The 16,991-nt window shown below is 67.5% G+C and carries 16 protein-coding genes; 11 read left to right on the top strand and 5 right to left on the bottom strand.

The features are described 5' to 3' along the window. Window position 1: 1 nt before the first annotated feature. Window positions 2-1,642 (top strand): Dyp-type peroxidase, encoded by a 1,641-nt coding sequence (locus IT779_RS10050; RefSeq protein ID WP_196148953.1) that lies wholly within the window; start codon window positions 2-4, stop codon window positions 1,640-1,642. Window positions 1,643-1,667: 25 nt separating this feature from the next. Here IT779_RS10050 and IT779_RS10045 read toward each other — a convergent pair whose 3' ends face one another. Then, window positions 1,668-2,483 carry an SDR family NAD(P)-dependent oxidoreductase gene (locus IT779_RS10045; RefSeq protein WP_196148952.1) on the bottom strand — a complete coding sequence of 272 codons (816 nt, stop codon included), beginning with the start codon at window positions 2,481-2,483 and terminating at the stop codon, window positions 1,668-1,670. Window positions 2,484-2,763: 280 nt separating this feature from the next. Here IT779_RS10045 and IT779_RS10040 point away from each other — a divergent pair, with 280 nt between their 5' ends. From IT779_RS10040 to IT779_RS09995, 10 genes are all read left to right on the top strand, one after another. Beyond that, entirely contained in the window at window positions 2,764-5,745 is a 2,982-nt protein-coding gene (locus IT779_RS10040) for a toll/interleukin-1 receptor domain-containing protein (protein WP_196148951.1), read from the top strand. A gap of 18 nt (window positions 5,746-5,763) precedes the next feature. Beyond that, window positions 5,764-6,321 (top strand): hypothetical protein, encoded by a 558-nt coding sequence (locus tag IT779_RS10035; RefSeq protein WP_196148950.1) that lies wholly within the window; start codon window positions 5,764-5,766, stop codon window positions 6,319-6,321. Window positions 6,322-6,337: 16 nt separating this feature from the next. Then, window positions 6,338-6,871 (top strand): RipA family octameric membrane protein, encoded by a 534-nt coding sequence (locus IT779_RS10030; RefSeq protein WP_196148949.1) that lies wholly within the window; start codon window positions 6,338-6,340, stop codon window positions 6,869-6,871. A gap of 457 nt (window positions 6,872-7,328) precedes the next feature. Then, on the top strand, window positions 7,329-7,607 hold the full coding sequence (locus IT779_RS38735; RefSeq protein WP_196148948.1) for a hypothetical protein: 279 nt from the start codon (window positions 7,329-7,331) through the stop codon (window positions 7,605-7,607). Next, a complete protein-coding gene (locus IT779_RS10020; protein ID WP_332838747.1) occupies window positions 7,504-8,793 on the top strand; it encodes an FxsB family cyclophane-forming radical SAM/SPASM peptide maturase in 1,290 nt (429 codons plus the stop codon). Before IT779_RS38735 ends, IT779_RS10020 begins: the two co-directional genes overlap by 104 nt. A 5-nt stretch (window positions 8,794-8,798) precedes the next feature. Next, window positions 8,799-11,606 carry an aKG-HExxH-type peptide beta-hydroxylase gene (locus tag IT779_RS10015; RefSeq protein WP_196148946.1) on the top strand — a complete coding sequence of 936 codons (2,808 nt, stop codon included), beginning with the start codon at window positions 8,799-8,801 and terminating at the stop codon, window positions 11,604-11,606. A 70-nt stretch (window positions 11,607-11,676) separates the two neighbouring features. Next, on the top strand, window positions 11,677-12,252 hold the full coding sequence (locus IT779_RS10010; protein ID WP_196148945.1) for a TetR/AcrR family transcriptional regulator: 576 nt from the start codon (window positions 11,677-11,679) through the stop codon (window positions 12,250-12,252). An 83-nt stretch (window positions 12,253-12,335) separates the two neighbouring features. Continuing rightward, on the top strand, window positions 12,336-12,815 hold the full coding sequence (locus tag IT779_RS10005) for an SRPBCC domain-containing protein (RefSeq protein ID WP_196148944.1): 480 nt from the start codon (window positions 12,336-12,338) through the stop codon (window positions 12,813-12,815). Then, window positions 12,812-13,882, top strand: coding sequence for a saccharopine dehydrogenase family protein (locus IT779_RS10000; RefSeq protein ID WP_196148943.1), 1,071 nt, complete (start codon window positions 12,812-12,814; stop codon window positions 13,880-13,882). Before IT779_RS10005 ends, IT779_RS10000 begins: the two co-directional genes overlap by 4 nt. Window positions 13,883-14,003: 121 nt before the next feature. Next, on the top strand, window positions 14,004-14,420 hold the full coding sequence (locus IT779_RS09995) for a hypothetical protein (protein WP_196148942.1): 417 nt from the start codon (window positions 14,004-14,006) through the stop codon (window positions 14,418-14,420). Between the two features lie 64 nt (window positions 14,421-14,484). Here the strand turns inward: IT779_RS09995 and IT779_RS09990 are convergent, their stop codons facing one another. From IT779_RS09990 to IT779_RS09975, 4 genes are all read right to left on the bottom strand, one after another. Further along, window positions 14,485-14,916, bottom strand: coding sequence for a pyridoxamine 5'-phosphate oxidase family protein (locus tag IT779_RS09990; protein ID WP_196148941.1), 432 nt, complete (start codon window positions 14,914-14,916; stop codon window positions 14,485-14,487). A gap of 131 nt (window positions 14,917-15,047) precedes the next feature. Then, the gene (locus IT779_RS09985; protein WP_196148940.1) at window positions 15,048-15,578 is read right to left on the bottom strand and encodes a hypothetical protein; all 531 of its coding nucleotides are present in this window, start codon (window positions 15,576-15,578) and stop codon (window positions 15,048-15,050) included. After that, entirely contained in the window at window positions 15,575-16,453 is an 879-nt protein-coding gene (locus tag IT779_RS09980) for an AAA family ATPase (RefSeq protein ID WP_196148939.1), read from the bottom strand. Before IT779_RS09980 ends, IT779_RS09985 begins: the two co-directional genes overlap by 4 nt. Further along, complete coding sequence (locus tag IT779_RS09975) at window positions 16,450-16,875, bottom strand: hypothetical protein (protein ID WP_196148938.1); 426 nt, start codon at window positions 16,873-16,875, stop codon at window positions 16,450-16,452. Before IT779_RS09975 ends, IT779_RS09980 begins: the two co-directional genes overlap by 4 nt. Window positions 16,876-16,991: the final 116 nt, after the last annotated feature.

The following is a 16,991-nucleotide window of genomic DNA, read 5'->3' as shown; positions in this document are numbered from 1 at the left end:
TATGACGACTCCGCTGTTCGAACCGGACTCCGATCTGGTGACCGGGCCGTCGGTGCCTGGCGCGCCCACCGAGCCGGTCCTCGACGTCGACGATATCCAGGGCGCTGTGCTGCCCGGATTCGGAACCACCTGCCAACATGTCGTGGCACTGCGGTTTCCGGACGCGGACACCCTGCGGAAGTGGCTACGGGCTCCGCACGTGCGAGTCTCGACTCTGGCGGAGGTGCTGGCGCAGCGCAACAAGCGCCGCTGCGCCGCACGGGCGGGGGAGCAGCGGCCGCCGACTCCGGTCATGCGATGCCTCGCGCTGTCCATCGACGGGCTGCGGATGCTGAGCGCGGAAGCCGATCGGGTGACGGATCCGGCCTTCAAGGCGGGCATGGCATTTCGCTCGACCCTGCTCGGCGACCCGCAGGACGAGCACACCGACGGGCACCGCTCGACGTGGCGTTTCGGCGGAACACCGGCGACCACACCGCATGTCGTCGCCGTTCTCGCCGCCGAACGGGACCTCGACCTCGACGAGGCGGTCGGGAAACTCCTCGACGCTTCGGGCTCCGCGACCGTGCTGTTCCAGCAGCGCGGTCGGGTATTGCCCGGTGAGACCGAACATTTCGGCTTTCGGGACGGGGTTTCGCAGGTCGGGGTCAGGGGCAGGCTGTCCGATGCCGAGCGGCACTACCTGACTCGGCGTTGGCTGGATCCGGCGCTGCCGCCGGCGCGTACGCACGCGCGTCCCGGGCAGCCGCTGGTGTGGCCGGGGCAGTTCGTGTTCGGATATCCGGGGTCGCATCCGCACGATCCACTCGTGCCGGGTCCGGTCGTGTCCGGGGGACCGGCGTGGACGAAGAACGGGTCACTTCTGGCCTTTCGGCGACTCCGTCAGGACGTGGAGACTTTTCGTGCCTTCCTGACCGCGGAGTCCGCGGCCTTGCGCGCCCAGCCCGGATTCGCCGACGTCGATACCGAGCGGCTCGCCGCCGCACTGGTCGGTCGATGGCCCGACGGCAGCGCGCTGGTGCGCAACCCGCAGCGGGCGGACCCGGTGGACGCGACGGATATGTTGTGCACCAACGCATTCGGATTCGCACGTGCGACGCCGGAGGCGCGGGTGTGCGCGGACCCGATGGTCGCGCGCGAACCGTTGGCGCTGGCACCCGCGGGGGAACTGCGCACCGTCCGGGGCGCTCCGGCCGACGCCGACGGACTCGCCTGCCCCGCGTTCGCCCACATCCGCAAGGTGAATCCTCGCGACCTCGGCACCGACAAGGGCGGTGCGGCGGAGACATTGGCGATGCAGATGCTGCGCCGCGGCATCACCTGGGGCGAGGCCCATGTCGAAGGGGAAGCGCCGCAGGCGCGGGATCGTGGGTTGCTGTTCATGTCCTATCAGACCTCGCTGGTGCGGCAGTTCGAGTTGATGTCGACCACGTGGATGAACAAACGCAATGCCCCCGAGGGCAATTCGGGCCATGACCTGCTGCTCGGACAGACCGGCGACGGACAGCCCCGGGTGGCCGAATTGACCAGAGGCGACCACAGTCGGACGATCACGGTCGCCGATCGGTGGGTGATCCCGACCGGCGGCGGCTACTTCTTCGCACCATCCAGATCCGCGCTCGAGCAGTTCGCTTCGGGATAGGCCGCGGTGGCGGAGGTGTGCGAGATCAGTCGGTGGGTCCCATCGCCTTGGCGGCGAGTTTGGTGGTGAGCCGTACCAAGGCGTTGCGCGGTATGGGGTAGAGCACGCGCAAGCCGCGCCGCATTCTCTTGTGCGCCAGGCGGGTCGGTCCCTTGGTCAGGTGGGCGAAGGCTTCGGCGACGACCTCGTCTACGGTGGCGGCTCCCGGCGCCGGGTCGTCCGGGCCCGCGAGACCGCGCTCGTGGCGGAGTCTGCGCAGGGCGGGAGTGTCGGTCTCGCCGAGGATCAGTCCGAGAACGTCGACGCCGTGCGGTTTCAGCTCGGTCCACAGCGATTCGGCGAACACCATGTCGAATGCCTTCGACGCGGTGTAGACCGCCATATTCGGCGCTCCCACGAATCCGGCGCCGGAGCCGAACAGCACGATCGCCCCGCGGCCGCGCTCGACCATGGGCTCGGCGAGTCGGTGGCACAACCGCATCGGCACCGCGCAGTTGCGATCCAGCATCGCCTCGGCTGTCGCCAACGACGATTTCAGGAAGGGTTCGTAGTTGGGGTCCGCGCCCGCGCAGTAGACCAGGAAGCCGATCTCGAGCCCCTCGACCGCCGCCGTGATCGTCGTGGCGGCATCGGGAGTGGCGAGATCAATTGCCAGGGTTCGTGTCCGCACACCGTGACGCCGCTGGATGTCGGCGGCTACTCGTTCCAGAACCTCGTGTCGGCGAGCCAGCAGGACGACGTTCAGTCCCCGTTCGGCGAGCGCTTCGGCGAACCGCGAACCCACCCCTTCCGATGCTCCGGCGACCAACGCCCACGGACCGTACCGTTCGACGAAACTCATCGTGCCCCGCCGACGACGAGTTGCTTCCGCTTGCGGGTCGAAGCCATCGAAAACCTCGTTCTCTACTTTGCGAACAGGATTACTGATTCTTGACTACACCTTCGGGTGCGCGGTGCGGGATACTTTCGCCCAAATTTTCCCGACAGGGAACAAATGGCCGAAAATCTCTGTCCCCGGAATCGGGTAGTGGGCTACGCGCGATTTCCCGCCGCATCGGGGGCAGTCTCGGATGATCCCGGTTCCGTCCGCACGGGCGTCCGTTCTGGGCAGGGAGAGGAGCATGTCCGCACATGTCGAGGCACCGAAGTCAACGGGGCGGGGACAGCGCGGGCCGTTCGAATACGACGCCTTCCTCTCCTATTCCCACGCCGACCGTCCGGTCGCGGCGGGCATACAGAAGGGGCTGCATCGCATCGGCCGCCGCGTCGGGCGCTTGCACGCGCTGCGCGTGTTCCGCGATGCCACCGACCTGACCGCGAGTCCGGATCTGTGGGGCAGGGTCACCGCGGCGATGGACCGCGCCAGGTACATGATCGTCGTGCTGTCCCCGCGGTCGGTCGGGTCCGAATGGGTCGACCGGGAGGTCGCCTACTGGCTGGAGCGCCGCGGCGCGGGCATGCTGCTGTTCGTGGTCGCGGGCGGGCGGCTGCGATGGGACGAGGCATCGGCCCGGTTCGACCCCGAACTGTCCGATGTGGCGCTGCCCGCGTTGACGAGGCCGGGCGCCCTGCCCACCGAGCCGTTCTATGTCGATGTCCGAGACGACGCGCCGTGGGACCCGGCGGCGGCGCTGTTCCGGGAGAAGGTCACCGATCTGGCCGCGCCGATCCACGGCAAGGACAAGTACACGCTCGCGAGCGAGGACATGCGCGAACTGCGCCGGTTCCGGCGGCTGCGGCGCGCGGCCGTCGCCGGTCTGGTCGTGCTCACGATCGTGGCGCTCGCCGCCGCCGGGGTCGCGCTGGTGCAACGACGCGAGGCGATCCATCAGCGCGACACCGCGGTGGCTCATCGATTGGCCGCCGAGTCCGAGGCCATGCTGAGCGGGGCGAGAGCGCGTGACGACGAGCGGGCGATCCTGGAGGCGCTCGCGTCGCAGCGGTTGGCGCGTGCCGATTCCGGGGTGCTGATCCGGACGCTGGGAAAGCTGGCCCAGACGACCAGGATCATCCGGGTGGGCGAACCGTCCATCTCCGGCTTGACGATCCGGTCCGAGGGCGGGATCGATATCCGGAAATTCGCCGCGGCCTGGAGTGTGGCGATCAGCCCGGACGGTCGTCGTCTCGTGACGGGTGGCGCTCAGCTCAGGATGTGGGACGCCGACACGGGGCGGCCGATCGGGGAACCGTTCCGCACCTCGCTTCCCGCGACGGCCGTGGCGTTCAGTCCCGACGGACGCCGCATCCTCACCGGCGGACCGGTGATGCGGCTGTGGGATACGCAGTCGCACAATATGATCGGCGAGTTCACCGGGTACGAGGGCATCGTCTACGGCGTGGCGTTCAGCGTGGACGGCGCGACCGTCGTTTCCGGCGGTTCGGACGGGACGGTGCGGCTCTGGGACACCGCGACCGGGCGGCAGCTCGGCGCGCCGATGACCGGACACGCCTCGGCGGTCGAAACGGTGGCGTTCGGCCCGGACGGCCGTCGCGTCGTATCGGGCGGAAGCGACAAATCGGTGCGCATGTGGGATGTCGTAGAGCACGCCCCGATCGGCCCGCCCGTCGACATCGGCGAGGCGGTGGCCTCGGTGGCGTTCGGTGTGGACAATCGGCACGTCGCGATCGCCGACCAGAGCGGCCGTGTCCGGCTGCTCGACGCGGATTCCGGGGTGGCCGGGGATCCGTTGTTCGACGGTGGCGAGCACACGGGACATGTGGTCGCGTTCAGTCCCGACGGGCGTCGGCTCGCCGCCGCGGGCATCGATGCCACCATCCGGCTGTGGGATACGGAATCGGGTGCGCCGATCGGGTCGCTGGCCGGTCACACCGGCTGGGTGCGTGGCCTCGCGTTCGGCCGCGACGGCCGACTGGTCTCCAGCAGCCTCGACGGGACCGTCCGGGTCTGGCAGGTCGAAGGGAGTCCCACAGGCGGACAACGGATCACCGGACCCGCCGAGACCGACGGCGCGCCGATTCCGCGCAGCGTGGCGTTCCTGCCCGACAGCCACCGAATGGTCGCGGGCTATCGCGATGGCACGCTTCGCATGTTCGAGACCGACACCGGGCGGCCGATCGGCGGGCCGATGCTCGGCCACACGGGTCCGGTCCCGGTCGCGGTCGTCAGCGCCGACGGGCGCCGGATCGCGTCCGGCGGCGACGACCGGACCGTCATCGTCCGTGACACGGAATCCGGTGCGCCGATCCGCACGCTCACCGGGCACGGTTCGGGGATTCGCGAGCTCGTCTTCAGCCCGGACGGGCGCCGGATCGTTTCCGAGAGCGCAGACGACGAGATCCGGCTGTGGGACACCGAAAGCGGCGCCGCGATCGGCGCGCCGCTGCGCGGGTTCCATGGCGAGATCTGGAAACTGGCGTTCAGCCCCGACGGCGGTGTTCTCGCGGGCGGCGGCTCCGACGCGATCGTCCACCTGTGGGATACCACGACCGGCGCGCACATCGCAGGCCTGAGCGGGCACGAATCGCGCGTGGGTTCGGTCGCGTTCAGCCCGGACGGTGGTCACATCATTTCGATGAGCTCCTACTCGCTGCGCATATGGGATGCGGCGACCCACGAGCTCGTGAGCGCTCCGACCACCGGACCCGACGTTTCGGGCAGTCTCGCGGTGAGCGGCCGAGGGGACTCCGTGGTGGTCGGCGGCGCGAACGCGCTGCGCCGCTGGACGGTGCCAACGGGCGAGCCGATCGGTGCGCCGATGCTCGGGCACCGGGGCGTCATCGGCGGTGTCGCGCTGAGCGCCGACGACCGGATCCTGATCTCCGGCAGCATGGATCGCACCCTGCGATTCTGGGACGCGTCGATCGGCGCACCGATCGGCGACCCGCTCGGCAACGGCCACGACGACGTCGCCCGTGTCGCGCTCAGCGCCGACGACCGACGGATTCTGTCGCTCGACATCGGGGCGGACGACACCGTCAGCGCCTGGTTGTGGCCTGGCCCGTCGTCCTGGCGAGACGATCTGTGCGCGAAGGTGTCGCGGAATATGAGCCACCGGGAGTGGCGTGAATGGATCTCGCCGGACATCGGCTACGTCGCGGTCTGCCCACAACTGCCGGTACCACCCGATAGCTCGAGTCCATAGACGAGTCGAGGAATCATCATGGTCGAAAGGAACTCGACAGGTCGAGCCCGCCTCGGCGTCGCGTCGGTGATCGTCGCGGTCGCCATCGGCGGCTGCGGCGGCGATCCGCCCGCGGTCGGCCTCGACGAATACGTCAGGGCCGAATGCGAGATCTCGATGCGATACCAGGGGCGAATGCAGGATCTGACCCGCCGGATGCTGGAGACGACCGGTCCCGCCGCGCAGACCGGCCTCGCCGACATCGCCTCGGACATGTCGGCGCTGTTCTACGGACTGGCCGACGAGACCGAAGCGCTCGGCAATGCGCCCAACGGTGAGAATGCGCTCGATTCGCGGGAATCCCTGACCGAAACTCGCCGGACGGCACAGGAACTGGCCGACAGCGCGACGCGGATCCGTGCGGCAGGCTCGGAGGGGGAGCAGACCGCGGCATTCGAGAACTTCCAGCAGGTACTCGTCACAGCGGGCAGGCGCGGGGCGGAAATGCAGGCGAAATCGGCCCCGACCCCGGAGCTGGATCGGGCTCGCCGGGCCGTACCCGGCTGTGCCGACGCGATGAACACCCCGACGCTATGAGACGAGGAGGTGGACGGTGAGCGGGAACGACACATCGACCGAGCTGAGCATCCGGCTGTGGAACGACGCACCGAAAGAGCCTGGGGCCGAATGCCATACCGTCGGCTATGAGCACGCCGTTCTCGAACAGTATCGTCTGTGCGTCGAGATGGCCGATCGGGTGAGCGCGCGCCGCGGTCTGGCGAATTCCTTCTTCCTGACGCTGAATACCGGAATCATCACCGTCGTGGTCGCTCTCGGCAGGACCCCGCCGCCCGCCACCACGCAATGGTTGGCGATCCCGCTGGTGGCGCTGCTCGGCCAGTGTTTCGCCTGGTACTACCTGGTGCGCAGCTATCGGCTGCTGAACTGCGCGAAATACCAGGTCGTCGGCGCACTCGAAGAACGACTGCCAGCCTCCCCGTTCTGGCGAGCCGAATGGTGGGCGCTGGGGGAGGGCAAGGACCGCAAACGCTACTGGCCGCTGTCCCACATCGAGCAGTGGACGCCCGTCTTGTTCGCGCTCGCCTACATCGCGGGATTCCTCGCGACGATCGTCACGACCCCGTAGCAATGAGCTACAGCCGCCGCACAAAGTGTTCATCGGAGGCCGCGCAGGTCTCGGCGCCTCGAGTTGGGCCACGCTGTCACGCAATGAATTCAGAATCGAGGAGAGTCGAGGTAGCGAAGCGGGCGACCGAACGTGCCGACCGCGGTTCTCCATGAACGCGTTCAGGGGCGGGATGGAATGCGAGACCTCTTGACGTCGGTTCATGACGATAAAAGGTTCAGATGTCGCAGGTTTCATCGATGCAACTTGTCGGTCACCACTGCCGATGAGTTGAAAGTTGTTGTCGGTGCCGGGGGCGTGGCGTTGCGATGGATGCGCTGTTCGGTGCTGTCGAATCGGAAAACCATCGATCTCTGTCGCAGGCTCGCGTCCGGGTATACGATTGTCGTGCGACGGCGGAGTGTAGTTGCGCCACAGAACAAGTCGCGCCATCCGATGAAGACAGGGGGGTAGCGTCGTGGATGAATCGCCGGACGCCCCGGAATCGGCCGAAGAGTTCTCACTCGTTGTTCCGCCGAACGGATACGATCTGGATCTCGATTCGATCGAAGGCTTGGCGGATACCGCGCTGGGGATGGTTCTGGAGGAGCTGTACTGGACCGGTCGCGACATCACCGCGAACGGATCCACCCTTGGGCAGATCTTCAGTAGTTTCAGCAGCTTCAGTAGTTTCAGTTCACACAGCAGGCACAGTTCGTTCAGCTCCTTCAGTTCGCACAGTTCCTGGTCGAGATAAATTGCTGCCCGCGTACTCTTCCGCCGCGCAATCCTCGACCAGCACACCGTTCCGTTCTTTCATCTGCAAAATCGCTTCTCGATGCAATCTGGATTGCGATTACTGCTACGTGTACAACCATGCCGACCAGAGTTGGCGGAATCAGCCGCAGCGGATGTCGCTCCGTACGGCGGCTCAGCTCGGCCGCAGGATGAACGAGCACGCCCTCGCCCACGGCCTGCGCGAGGTGGACTTCGTGATGCACGGCGGCGAGCCGCTGCTCATGGGGGTCGACTACCTGCGGCGGCTCTGCGACGTGGTCATCGAGAACACGCCGGATGTCACGGTGCGATGGAACGGCCAAACCAACGGAACCCTGTATACCGACGAGGTATTCGAATTCTGCCGTGAATACGATCTCGTCTTCGGTCTGAGTATCGATGGCTTCGGGAGCGCGAACGATCGTCACCGTCTCGACCATGCGGGACGCTCTTCCCATCGCGCCGCCGAGCGCGCGCTCGAGCTACTCAGCAGCGACGAGGGCAGGGCGCTGTGGGGTGGAATTCTCGCGGTCATCGACCTGGACAACGACCCGCTCGAACTGTACGACTACTTCGCCGCGTATCAGCCGTCCTCCATAGACTTCCTCTTTCCCCTCGCGCACCACGACCTCCGCCCACCGGGAAAGCGCGACACCCTGACGACCACCCCGTACGCCGACTGGTTGCTCCGCGTCTTCGATCGCTGGTATCACCAACGCCCCCAACGTATCCGAATTCGCAGATTTCGCGATATCATCGCGCTGTACCTCGGCGCGATCAACTCCTCCGAGGAGTGGGGCCTGCAGCCCGTGGACTTCATCGTGGTCGAGACCAATGGCGAAATCCAGGCCGTCGACACGCTGAAGATCACCTATCACGGCGCGTGCCAACTGGGTCTGGACATCTTCGCCAACAGCTTCGACGATGCGCTCGCCTCGCCGAAAGTCGCGGCCAGGCAGGAGAGCTGGCGGCAACTCGGTGCAACCTGTCGGAAATGCCCGGTCGTCGGCGTCTGCGGGGGCGGGTACTTTCCGCAGCGCTACTCGCGCGCCAACGGCTTCGGGAATACCTCCGTCTATTGCGCCGACCTCGCGAAGTTGATCACCGAGATCACCGCCGCCGTTGCCGCGGACCTCCGTCCGCGCCTGCCTGACACCGGAGTGTGACGGCCATGCCATCTTCGATCCGTTTCGATGCCGGGACGGTCGCGGATCTCGCCCTCCCGGTCGCTCCGGACCGCGACTGCGTCGAAGCGCTGTTCACCGCGAGCTATCACCGTAACCTGTTGGGACTGCGTCGGTTACGGGACTTCCTCGTGGTCGAGGCGGCGCCGTGGGTGGCGAAGTCCGATTTCGACACCGCGTTCGAGGTGCTTCGGCGGCAGCCCGCGGCGATTCAACGCACCGTCCTCGCCCATCCCAGCGCGTGCTTCTGGACCGATGTGGCCTACGGGCTGATCGCCAGGGGCGCACACGAGCGTTTCCCGGATATGCATTTCACCGAACACCTCGCGGCGTTCGCCCGCTTCGCCGCCGCGGCGGTGCTGTTGTCCGGTCGCGGCACCGTGACCTGCACGGCGCGCACCGATGTGCGGGGGCGGGTCAGCCTGCCGGGGGCGGGTGTGGTGGTCGAGGTCGCCGGGGCGGTCCCGTGCGGTCGGGTCGAGTTGATCGTGCGGGACGGCGTGATCTCGGCGGGTTCGGGCGTAGCGGTCCGCGTCCTCTCGGTCGCGCGGCTGCCCAATGGCGTCGAACTCAACAGTCTCGACCACGATCTGCGGCTCGGCGGGCGCATCGACTACCTCTTCGAGGATCTGACCGAGGCCGCCACTCGTCGGTGGACCGACATCTTGGCCGGATGCTGGAGCAGGATCACCGCGCTGTCACCCGCGCTCGGTTCGGAGATGACGCTCGGAATCCGGGCGCTCGTCCCGGTCACCTCGCCGGATCGGCGTCTGCATCTGAGCGGCAGTTTCCACGAGGCACCCGGAATGGTGACCATATCGTTGGGGACCGAGTGGCAGATCACGGAGGCCCTGGTCCACGAACACGGCCACCAGAAGCTCAACGCCCTCATGAATCTGGATCCGCTGGTGGTCGGTCCGACGACCGAGGCCATGTACTACTCGCCCTGGCGAGACGACGCCCGCCCGCTCACGGGCGTACTGCACGCCGTATATACCTTCACGGCCGTCCTCGGCTTCTACCAGTTGATGCCCGATGATCTGAACGGCGAGGACGGCCCAGGACTCGGCCGCGCCTACCGCATCGGCCGTCAAGTGGAAGCCGGAATCGCCGAACTGCGGGACAACGCCACATTGTCGCCGTTCGGCAGTGCGCTCGTCGATGCTCTCGAACGGCAATGCGAACATCATCGCGCGGCGATACCCGCGCCGCCGTCGAGCGTCAAGACGCACGAGGACGACGTGCTGCGCGAGCATCGCGAGCGCTGGCGCGATTCGCACCCGTATCTCGGCTCACCCGGACCGGGAACGGCCACGGCTGCGCGCAACGGCGACGGGACCGATCAGACCATCTTGTTCGCGCTCGGCCTGCCGGGTGACTGGTCTCCGGATCCGCTACTCACCGACTGGTATCCGGGCGACGTGATACTCGACCGCGTCCGCCTTTTCGAGAGCGAGCGGCGACTGGAGGAATTGTCGAAAGTACTCGCCGCACGCGACACCCTGACCTTGGTCGGCGCACTCGCGGCCGGGCATTCGGCCTACGTGGTCGGCGACTACACCGAAGCCGCGTCGCGGTATGCCGAATGCGTGCGGCACGCGCCCACGAGCCCGTACCTCTGGCAGTGTTTCGCCTTCGCTCTGCGCCACCGAGGACATTACGACGACGCCCTCTATCTGCTCACCCATATCGACGACTTCATCCGACACCGGAATGCCCCGGACGACCTGCGCGGTGCGATCGAACGTGAGCGGCGGTCGCGATCGTGGGCGTTGCGACCGCGTCCTTCCGCGGCGGCCGCCGATCCGGCTCCGCTCTGCCTGCCCCGCGGCATGACCGCCGCCGCCACCGCGCAGGTACTCGCGAGCAAGTACCGCCACTTCGTCGCGGCGACTCAGGGCGGTGCGCAACTGCCCGCACTCATCGCGGTCGCCGCCGGACTGAAACCGGCCATGGACGTGTGGATTCCCTACGAGGGTTGGCCCGCCTTCGAGAAGATGATCGAGGATCTGCCGCTCGAATACTACGTGGACGCGTACTTCGACCGTGATTCCGACGAATTGCGCAAGGTGCCGCCGGAACAGCTCACCACCACGAGGGCGGGCTTCTCCGCGATACAGCGGCCGGGAACCGAAGCGCACGTCTTCCTGGCGCGGGACTCGATCCGCCTCGACGAGGTCGTCGGCACCGGGTGGTATCCGCTCGCCGTCAACGGGCACATCGTGAACAAGCACCGCGCCGATCACGACAAGTTCGGCGACACACTCGGATATCCCCGCTGCTGTCAGGAGTTCTTCCGACAACGCAACAACTGGCACAACGACAACACCTACTTCGCCGCGCTGCGCAATACCGGCGGGCGGCCGTCGGTCCTGTGCAACCCGTTTCTCCGGCACACCCTTTTCGGCCTGATCTCCTATATGCCCTGCTCCTACGACTGCGCGCGGACCGCCGGATACGCCGAAACGCTGCTGCGACTGGTCACCGATGAGCTTCCGGAGTATGCGCGGGCGATGACCGCAGTCCTGTCCCAGCCGATCCTCTGCGTGTCCGAATTGAAGATGTACCGGTTCGACAACGCCGAGGCGGACCGAAACGGCCTGTGCTACACGGGCGTCGAAACCCTCTATCCCATCGAGGCCGTTGACCCGTTGCTGCGCATGCTGGAACAAGGTAATCGCTGCGAGCTCGACGGCACCGTCGTGCGGATCGATGAGGTCGGCTGTTATCCGACTCGCGGCGACAAGCACGGACCGGAGTATCCCTTCCTGATCGGGTTCGCCGAACAGCCCTGATATCCGGCCCGTTGTGCGGTCGGGAACGCCCTGCTTGGACAATCTGACATTCTGTGCAAAGATTGTCAGCATGTCGGAAGAGGGGAGGATCGAGCAGATCCTGGACGCGGCCTACGTGTGCTTCACCCGGCACGGGGTGCGGCGCACGACGATGGACGACATCGCGCGGGAGGCGGGGATGTCCCGTCCGGCGGTCTACCAGTACGTGCGGGGCAAGGATGATGCCTATCGCCGCCTCGGCGCCCGGCTGTTGGACGCCTCGTCGGCGCGCGCCCGCGCCGCGGCGGTCGTCCCGGGCGGTATGGCCGAGCGGTTGGTCGGCATCCTCGACGCGAAACTCGAGATGGTTCTCGGGCTGTGGCGCGACAGCCCCGCGCACGCGGCCGAACTGCTCGGGCCCGATGCCCGCCTGCTGGCCGACCTGATCGGCGACTACGACGTCGCGATGCGAAACCTGCTCGCGGCCACGGTGACCGCGGCTCGTCCCGAGGCGGACGGGCCGGAGCTGGCCGAACTCCTGTTGGCTTTCGCGCGCGGTCTGGAAGCCGACCTGTCCGATCCCGATGTGCCCCGGCGGCTGCTGCGCCGCGGTGTCGCGCTGCTCATCGCGGGAGCCGATCGGGACGGTCCCGAGCGGTCGTCCTGATCGCGCAGGCCGAACTCACGACAACCTCATCATTCACCGAAGGCGGGAGCCGCGCGCTCCTGTCCGCGCTCGAAGGACTCTCGATGAACAACACGACCGACCGATGGCCTCCGGGGCTCACACCGCCCGAATGTGCTGTCCACGCCCGCAACGAGATCTTCACGACCGTGGCCGCCGAGGAGCTGTGGCCGGTGCTCGTCGCGGCGACCGCTTGGCCCACTTGGTATTCCAACTCCCGCGCCGTCGTCGTTCCCGGCGGCCGGGATCTTTCCGACGGTGTGACATTCCGGTGGACGACCTTCGGGCTCAGGGTGTCCAGCACGGTGCGGGAATTCGTGCCCGCGCGTCGGTTGGCTTGGGATGGAGCGGCTTTGGGGTCGACGGGTTACCACCGTTGGGAGCTCACGCCGACCGAGGACGGCGGTTGTCACGTCGTGACCGAAGAGGTCCAGCGCGGGACGGCGGCGCGGCTGTTGGCGCCCGCCATGCGGCGCGGCCTGCATCGGCAGCATCAGCGTTGGCTCGAAGCTCTGGTGGAGACGGCTGTGCGGAGGTCGGCGTGACCACGGCGCTGATCTACGGGGCCACCGGATACATCGGTCGGCTGTGCGCGGACGAGGCGGTCTCGGCTGGGCTGAGTCCCGTCCTGGCCGGACGCGACGCGCGCGAGGTCGCCGCCATGGGCGAGCGAATGTCGTTGCCGAGTCGGGTTTTCGGCCTGGATGATCCCGCCGCCGTCGAAGCGGGTCTCGCCGATGTCGACGTGGTGCTGAACTGTGCCGGTCCCTTTCACGCGACCGCGCCGCGTTTGATTCGTGCCTGCCTGGCGACCGGGACCCACTACCTGGATCTGGCCGGGGAGGTCCCCGAGTTCCAGCAGTGCGAGACCTATCACGAGCAGGCCGTGCGGGCGGGCGTCATGCTGTTGCCCGGCGCGGGATTCGGCGTCGTGCCCACCGACTGCCTCGCCGTGCACGTACACCGCGGCCTGCCCGACGCGACGCACCTCGAACTCGCGTTCCACACGGTCGGCGGACTGTCGCGCGGGACCGCGGCGACCCTGCTCCGCGATCTCGCCCACGAAGGTGTGCGCCGCGCGGGTGGTGAGCTGATTCCCCAACGCGCCGCCGCCCGCAGGCTCACCGTCGATTTCGGGCAGGGACCGAAAACCGCGGTCACCAACCCGTGGCGCGCCGATCTGTGCACCGCGGGCCACTCGACCGGCATCCCCGACATCGACACCTACGCGGTACTTCCCGGCCCGGTGGCCACCCTCATGCGCCTCGCGCCCCGCCTGCCCTTCGTGTTCGACTCCGCGGCCTGGCACGCCACCATGAACGCGCTCATCCGCAGACTGCCCGCCGGCCCAACCCCCGAGCAACTTGCCGAAGGATCCAGCTACGCGTGGGCGCGTGCGAGCACCCCCGACGGCCGGACCGCCACGGCCACTCTGAGCGGACCGGAAGCCTACGACTTCACCGCGCGCGCCGCCCGCTTGCTCCTGCAACGCGTCTCGAATGGGCAGGCCACCCCCGGATTCCAGACGCCTGCCACGGCATACGGCCCCGACCTCGTCCTCGACATCGCCGACGTCCGACGAACCGACATCGACCAGTCGACCACCGCGTGAACGTTCGGCGGTCATGAGGGTGCGTAATCATTTTCAGAGGACTGAAAGAATCTGGTAAGTGCTGTGCCGCAGGCTATTTCAAGCACCGGCATCGGTTACCACCCAGAACAACGGAGGCATCATGTCCGCCCTTCTGCACACCCTTCGCAAAGCGGCCTTCGCCATGGCGGCGATCGCGGCGGCCTTCTTCGTCGTCACCGCGGGCGCGGGCGCGGCGAACGCCAGCGGGGTCTACGCCGAGATCAAGTTCGCGCCCGGCACCGACCACGGCACCGTCGGCGGCTACATCAACCGCGGCTACACCGACGTCTGGGTGCTCGATGCCCGCGCGGGGCAACTGATGACCGTCGAGGTCATCTCGCACTACACCGCCGCACCGGGCACCGCGCTCGTCGAGATGACCGATCCGTACGGCAGGCCGTATCCCACCGACACCCCCGTGAGCCAGTTCCAGCTTCCGGCCACGGGCACCTACCACCTGACTGTCATGTCGAAGTGGAACGACGCCTCGTACACGATGAACGTCCGAATCGTCTGATCCTCACGGTAGTGAACCGCGTCGAGGGGCTCGGTCCCTCGACGCGGACCGCTGTCTTCGTCCGTCAGAGGTCGCCCGAGTAGTCCTGGGAGATCCAGCGGTCGGGGCGGATGGTGAACAGTACGGAGGTATTGCCGTCCATGCCCTCGGCGAAGGCGCGACCTCCATCCGGGCCGAGGTAGCGGGTGGCGATGCTCACCCGTGCGTCCAGGGGAGCGGGTGTCGCGGCATCGACGACGGTGCCCTCGACGATCACGTACTGGTACGGCAGTTCTTCGCGCTGCACCGTGACGGTCACCGCCCCGGCCTCCCTGATGAGCCGCGCCTTGCGGCGCGCGCTACCGGTATTGATCCTGATGTCGCCGCCCGGGGTGTAGTCGTACCAGATCGGCACGGCCACCGGCGGGCGACCGTCGTTCGCGGCCACGGACAACACGGCGACGTGTGTGCCCGCGAGAAATTCCTGACGCTCGGCCTCTGTGAAGGGTTTCGGCATGCGCCTTCGAACGCCACGGCCGACGGTGCTATTCCCGACGGGGCACCACGTCGACGCTCGCGCACGCCGCGCACGCCGCGCACGCCGCGCACGCACCGCTCGACCGCACGGCGGCCGAAACCGGTTGACCGTCACCATGCCTCGGCGATGGAGATGTTGACTTCCTCCAGGTCGAGCAGTTGCATGTTGTCGCGGCGGACCGGTGCGTTCCGCCAGTCCGGCACACCGCCTCGGTAGAGGTAGCCCGCCTCCGTGCAACGCTTGCGGTGCAATTCGGCGTCGGTGCGGATCTCGGTGGTGAACAGTACCCAGTGCTGGGGTGTCTGCCCGGACTCGCGGGCCTTGCCGCCGAAGCGGTGTCCGAGAGTGCGGATCTCCGGGGCCGCCCCGGACTCCCATCCGGGCAGGTCGGTGTTGATGACGGGGCTGATGGCGGCGAAGTCGTCGTGGCGCGGCCAGTCGATCTCCACGGCGACCTCGAGCACCCGCTTGCCCGCTTCGAGCAGGTACACGCCCACCTTCTCGATCCACCGCCGTGCCACCACGTCGAGGACTTTCGTCCGGTCGGCTTCGGGTAGTCCGGCGTACTGCAGGAAGATGTCGAACTGGTCGACGACGGCTTCGGTTCGGGTGCGGGTCGCGGCGTAGGCGTAGGTTCTCATTCGATCACCTGACTGAGAGTCGGAGTTGGAGCGAGGTAGGTCGGGGTGAGGTAGGCGCGGTTGGCGGCCTGGTGCTGCTCGTGCAGCGTGGCGGCGGCCTGTTCGACGGCGATGGGGTCGAGTCCGCGCCGCATCGCCGCCTGTAGGTGCCCGCGGAAGCGGTCGCCCTCCCCGGAGATCAGGGCGAGGTCATCGGCCAGCCGTTGGATGACGGTCGCCGCGCCGGAGCGGACCAGCGTGGAGCGCAGCTCGGCGAAGAACGAAACCGGGTGCAGCGGATAACTGGCCAGCAGACTCCCGACGATATTCGGCTCGACGAGTCCGACCAGGATCGCGGCGACCACCGATCGGCGCTCCTCACCGGTGGGTGACCAGTGCAGCACCGTCATGCGACCCGGCCGCCGCAGCGGCGGATACAGTTTGCCGAAATCGTTGCCGGTCACGAAGATCGGCACGCGCTCGATCCGCCCGACCCGTTCGATGTCGCAGGGCCGATCGGCCAGGTGCATCAGCTGCGCGAGTACCTGCTGGTGATTCACCGTGCCGGTGTTGTTCTCCCATTCGCCGACGGTGGTGTCGATATCGTCGATGACGAGGCAGGTCGGCCGTTTGGCGCGGATCTCCCTCGCGGCGTCGACGTATGCGGCGAGCAGGTCCTTGCCCGGTGCGCCCGCCCGCTCGCTCTCGAAGTCCGCCGCGCTGATCGACACCGTCCGCACCGCGAGACCGTCGAGGATCTTGCGCAGCTGGAAGGTCTTCCCCTCACCGGGTGGCCCGAAGATGCCCATGACCACCGGGTGTACCGACAGATTCACCAGGCTCAGCACCAGGTGTTCGCGGACCGCCGCGGCGAAACGCTCGGAAACCACGGTCATCGCCCGGTCTCCCTGCCGCTGCGCAGGTTCGCGATCTCCTCGTCGAGCTGGTAGAAGATGCTCGCCCGCGCGTCCGAGCGGATATGCGCCTGGGCGACCGGAGGGTGTATTTCTGCCTCGAGTCTGCTGATCTCGAGTTCCAGGTTCAGCAGGGCGGCGTGCACGTCCGGGGTGTTCGGCGTCGGCACGAAGCAGATCTCGCGGCGGCTGATCTCGAGCCCGTCGGTCCGCGCCAGGACCCGCGCCGTCAAATGCCGCAGCTCGACGAGTGTCGCCCGGTCCTGGGCCTGCAACTCCTTGATCTCGGCCAAGTCGGTCAGCACCGAACGGATCGACGCCGAGGTGTCGCCCCGATTGAGGAAGCGGTCGGTGAGGACGGTCGACACGCCCTGCACCGCCACGATCGCAAGCTCGGCCAGCACGGTATCCCCTTTCGCGCGGCGCTCCACGGGCGAATCCGGCGGAGCTTCGCGGTGAGCTTCGACCGAACCGGTCGAATGAATTGAAATGGGATGCCGCGCAATCCTTTCGATTCCCG

This window comes from Nocardia bovistercoris (genome assembly GCF_015674855.1).
Lineage (GTDB): Bacteria > Actinomycetota > Actinomycetes > Mycobacteriales > Mycobacteriaceae > Nocardia > Nocardia bovistercoris.
This window is presented reverse-complemented; position numbering and strand designations above follow the sequence as displayed.

What these genes read in the sequence shown, in the direction of transcription:
- IT779_RS10050 (WP_196148953.1), top strand. Translation starts at nt 2, where the DNA reads ATGACGACTCCGCTGTTCGAACCGGACTCCGATCTGGTGACCGGGCCG.
- IT779_RS10045 (WP_196148952.1), bottom strand. Translation starts at nt 2,483, where the DNA reads ATGAGTTTCGTCGAACGGTACGGTCCGTGGGCGTTGGTCGCCGGAGCA.
- IT779_RS10040 (WP_196148951.1), top strand. Translation starts at nt 2,764, where the DNA reads ATGTCCGCACATGTCGAGGCACCGAAGTCAACGGGGCGGGGACAGCGC.
- IT779_RS10035 (WP_196148950.1), top strand. Translation starts at nt 5,764, where the DNA reads ATGGTCGAAAGGAACTCGACAGGTCGAGCCCGCCTCGGCGTCGCGTCG.
- IT779_RS10015 (WP_196148946.1), top strand. Translation starts at nt 8,799, where the DNA reads ATGCCATCTTCGATCCGTTTCGATGCCGGGACGGTCGCGGATCTCGCC.
- IT779_RS10010 (WP_196148945.1), top strand. Translation starts at nt 11,677, where the DNA reads ATGTCGGAAGAGGGGAGGATCGAGCAGATCCTGGACGCGGCCTACGTG.
- IT779_RS10005 (WP_196148944.1), top strand. Translation starts at nt 12,336, where the DNA reads ATGAACAACACGACCGACCGATGGCCTCCGGGGCTCACACCGCCCGAA.
- IT779_RS09995 (WP_196148942.1), top strand. Translation starts at nt 14,004, where the DNA reads ATGTCCGCCCTTCTGCACACCCTTCGCAAAGCGGCCTTCGCCATGGCG.
- IT779_RS09990 (WP_196148941.1), bottom strand. Translation starts at nt 14,916, where the DNA reads ATGCCGAAACCCTTCACAGAGGCCGAGCGTCAGGAATTTCTCGCGGGC.
- IT779_RS09985 (WP_196148940.1), bottom strand. Translation starts at nt 15,578, where the DNA reads ATGAGAACCTACGCCTACGCCGCGACCCGCACCCGAACCGAAGCCGTC.
- IT779_RS09980 (WP_196148939.1), bottom strand. Translation starts at nt 16,453, where the DNA reads ATGACCGTGGTTTCCGAGCGTTTCGCCGCGGCGGTCCGCGAACACCTG.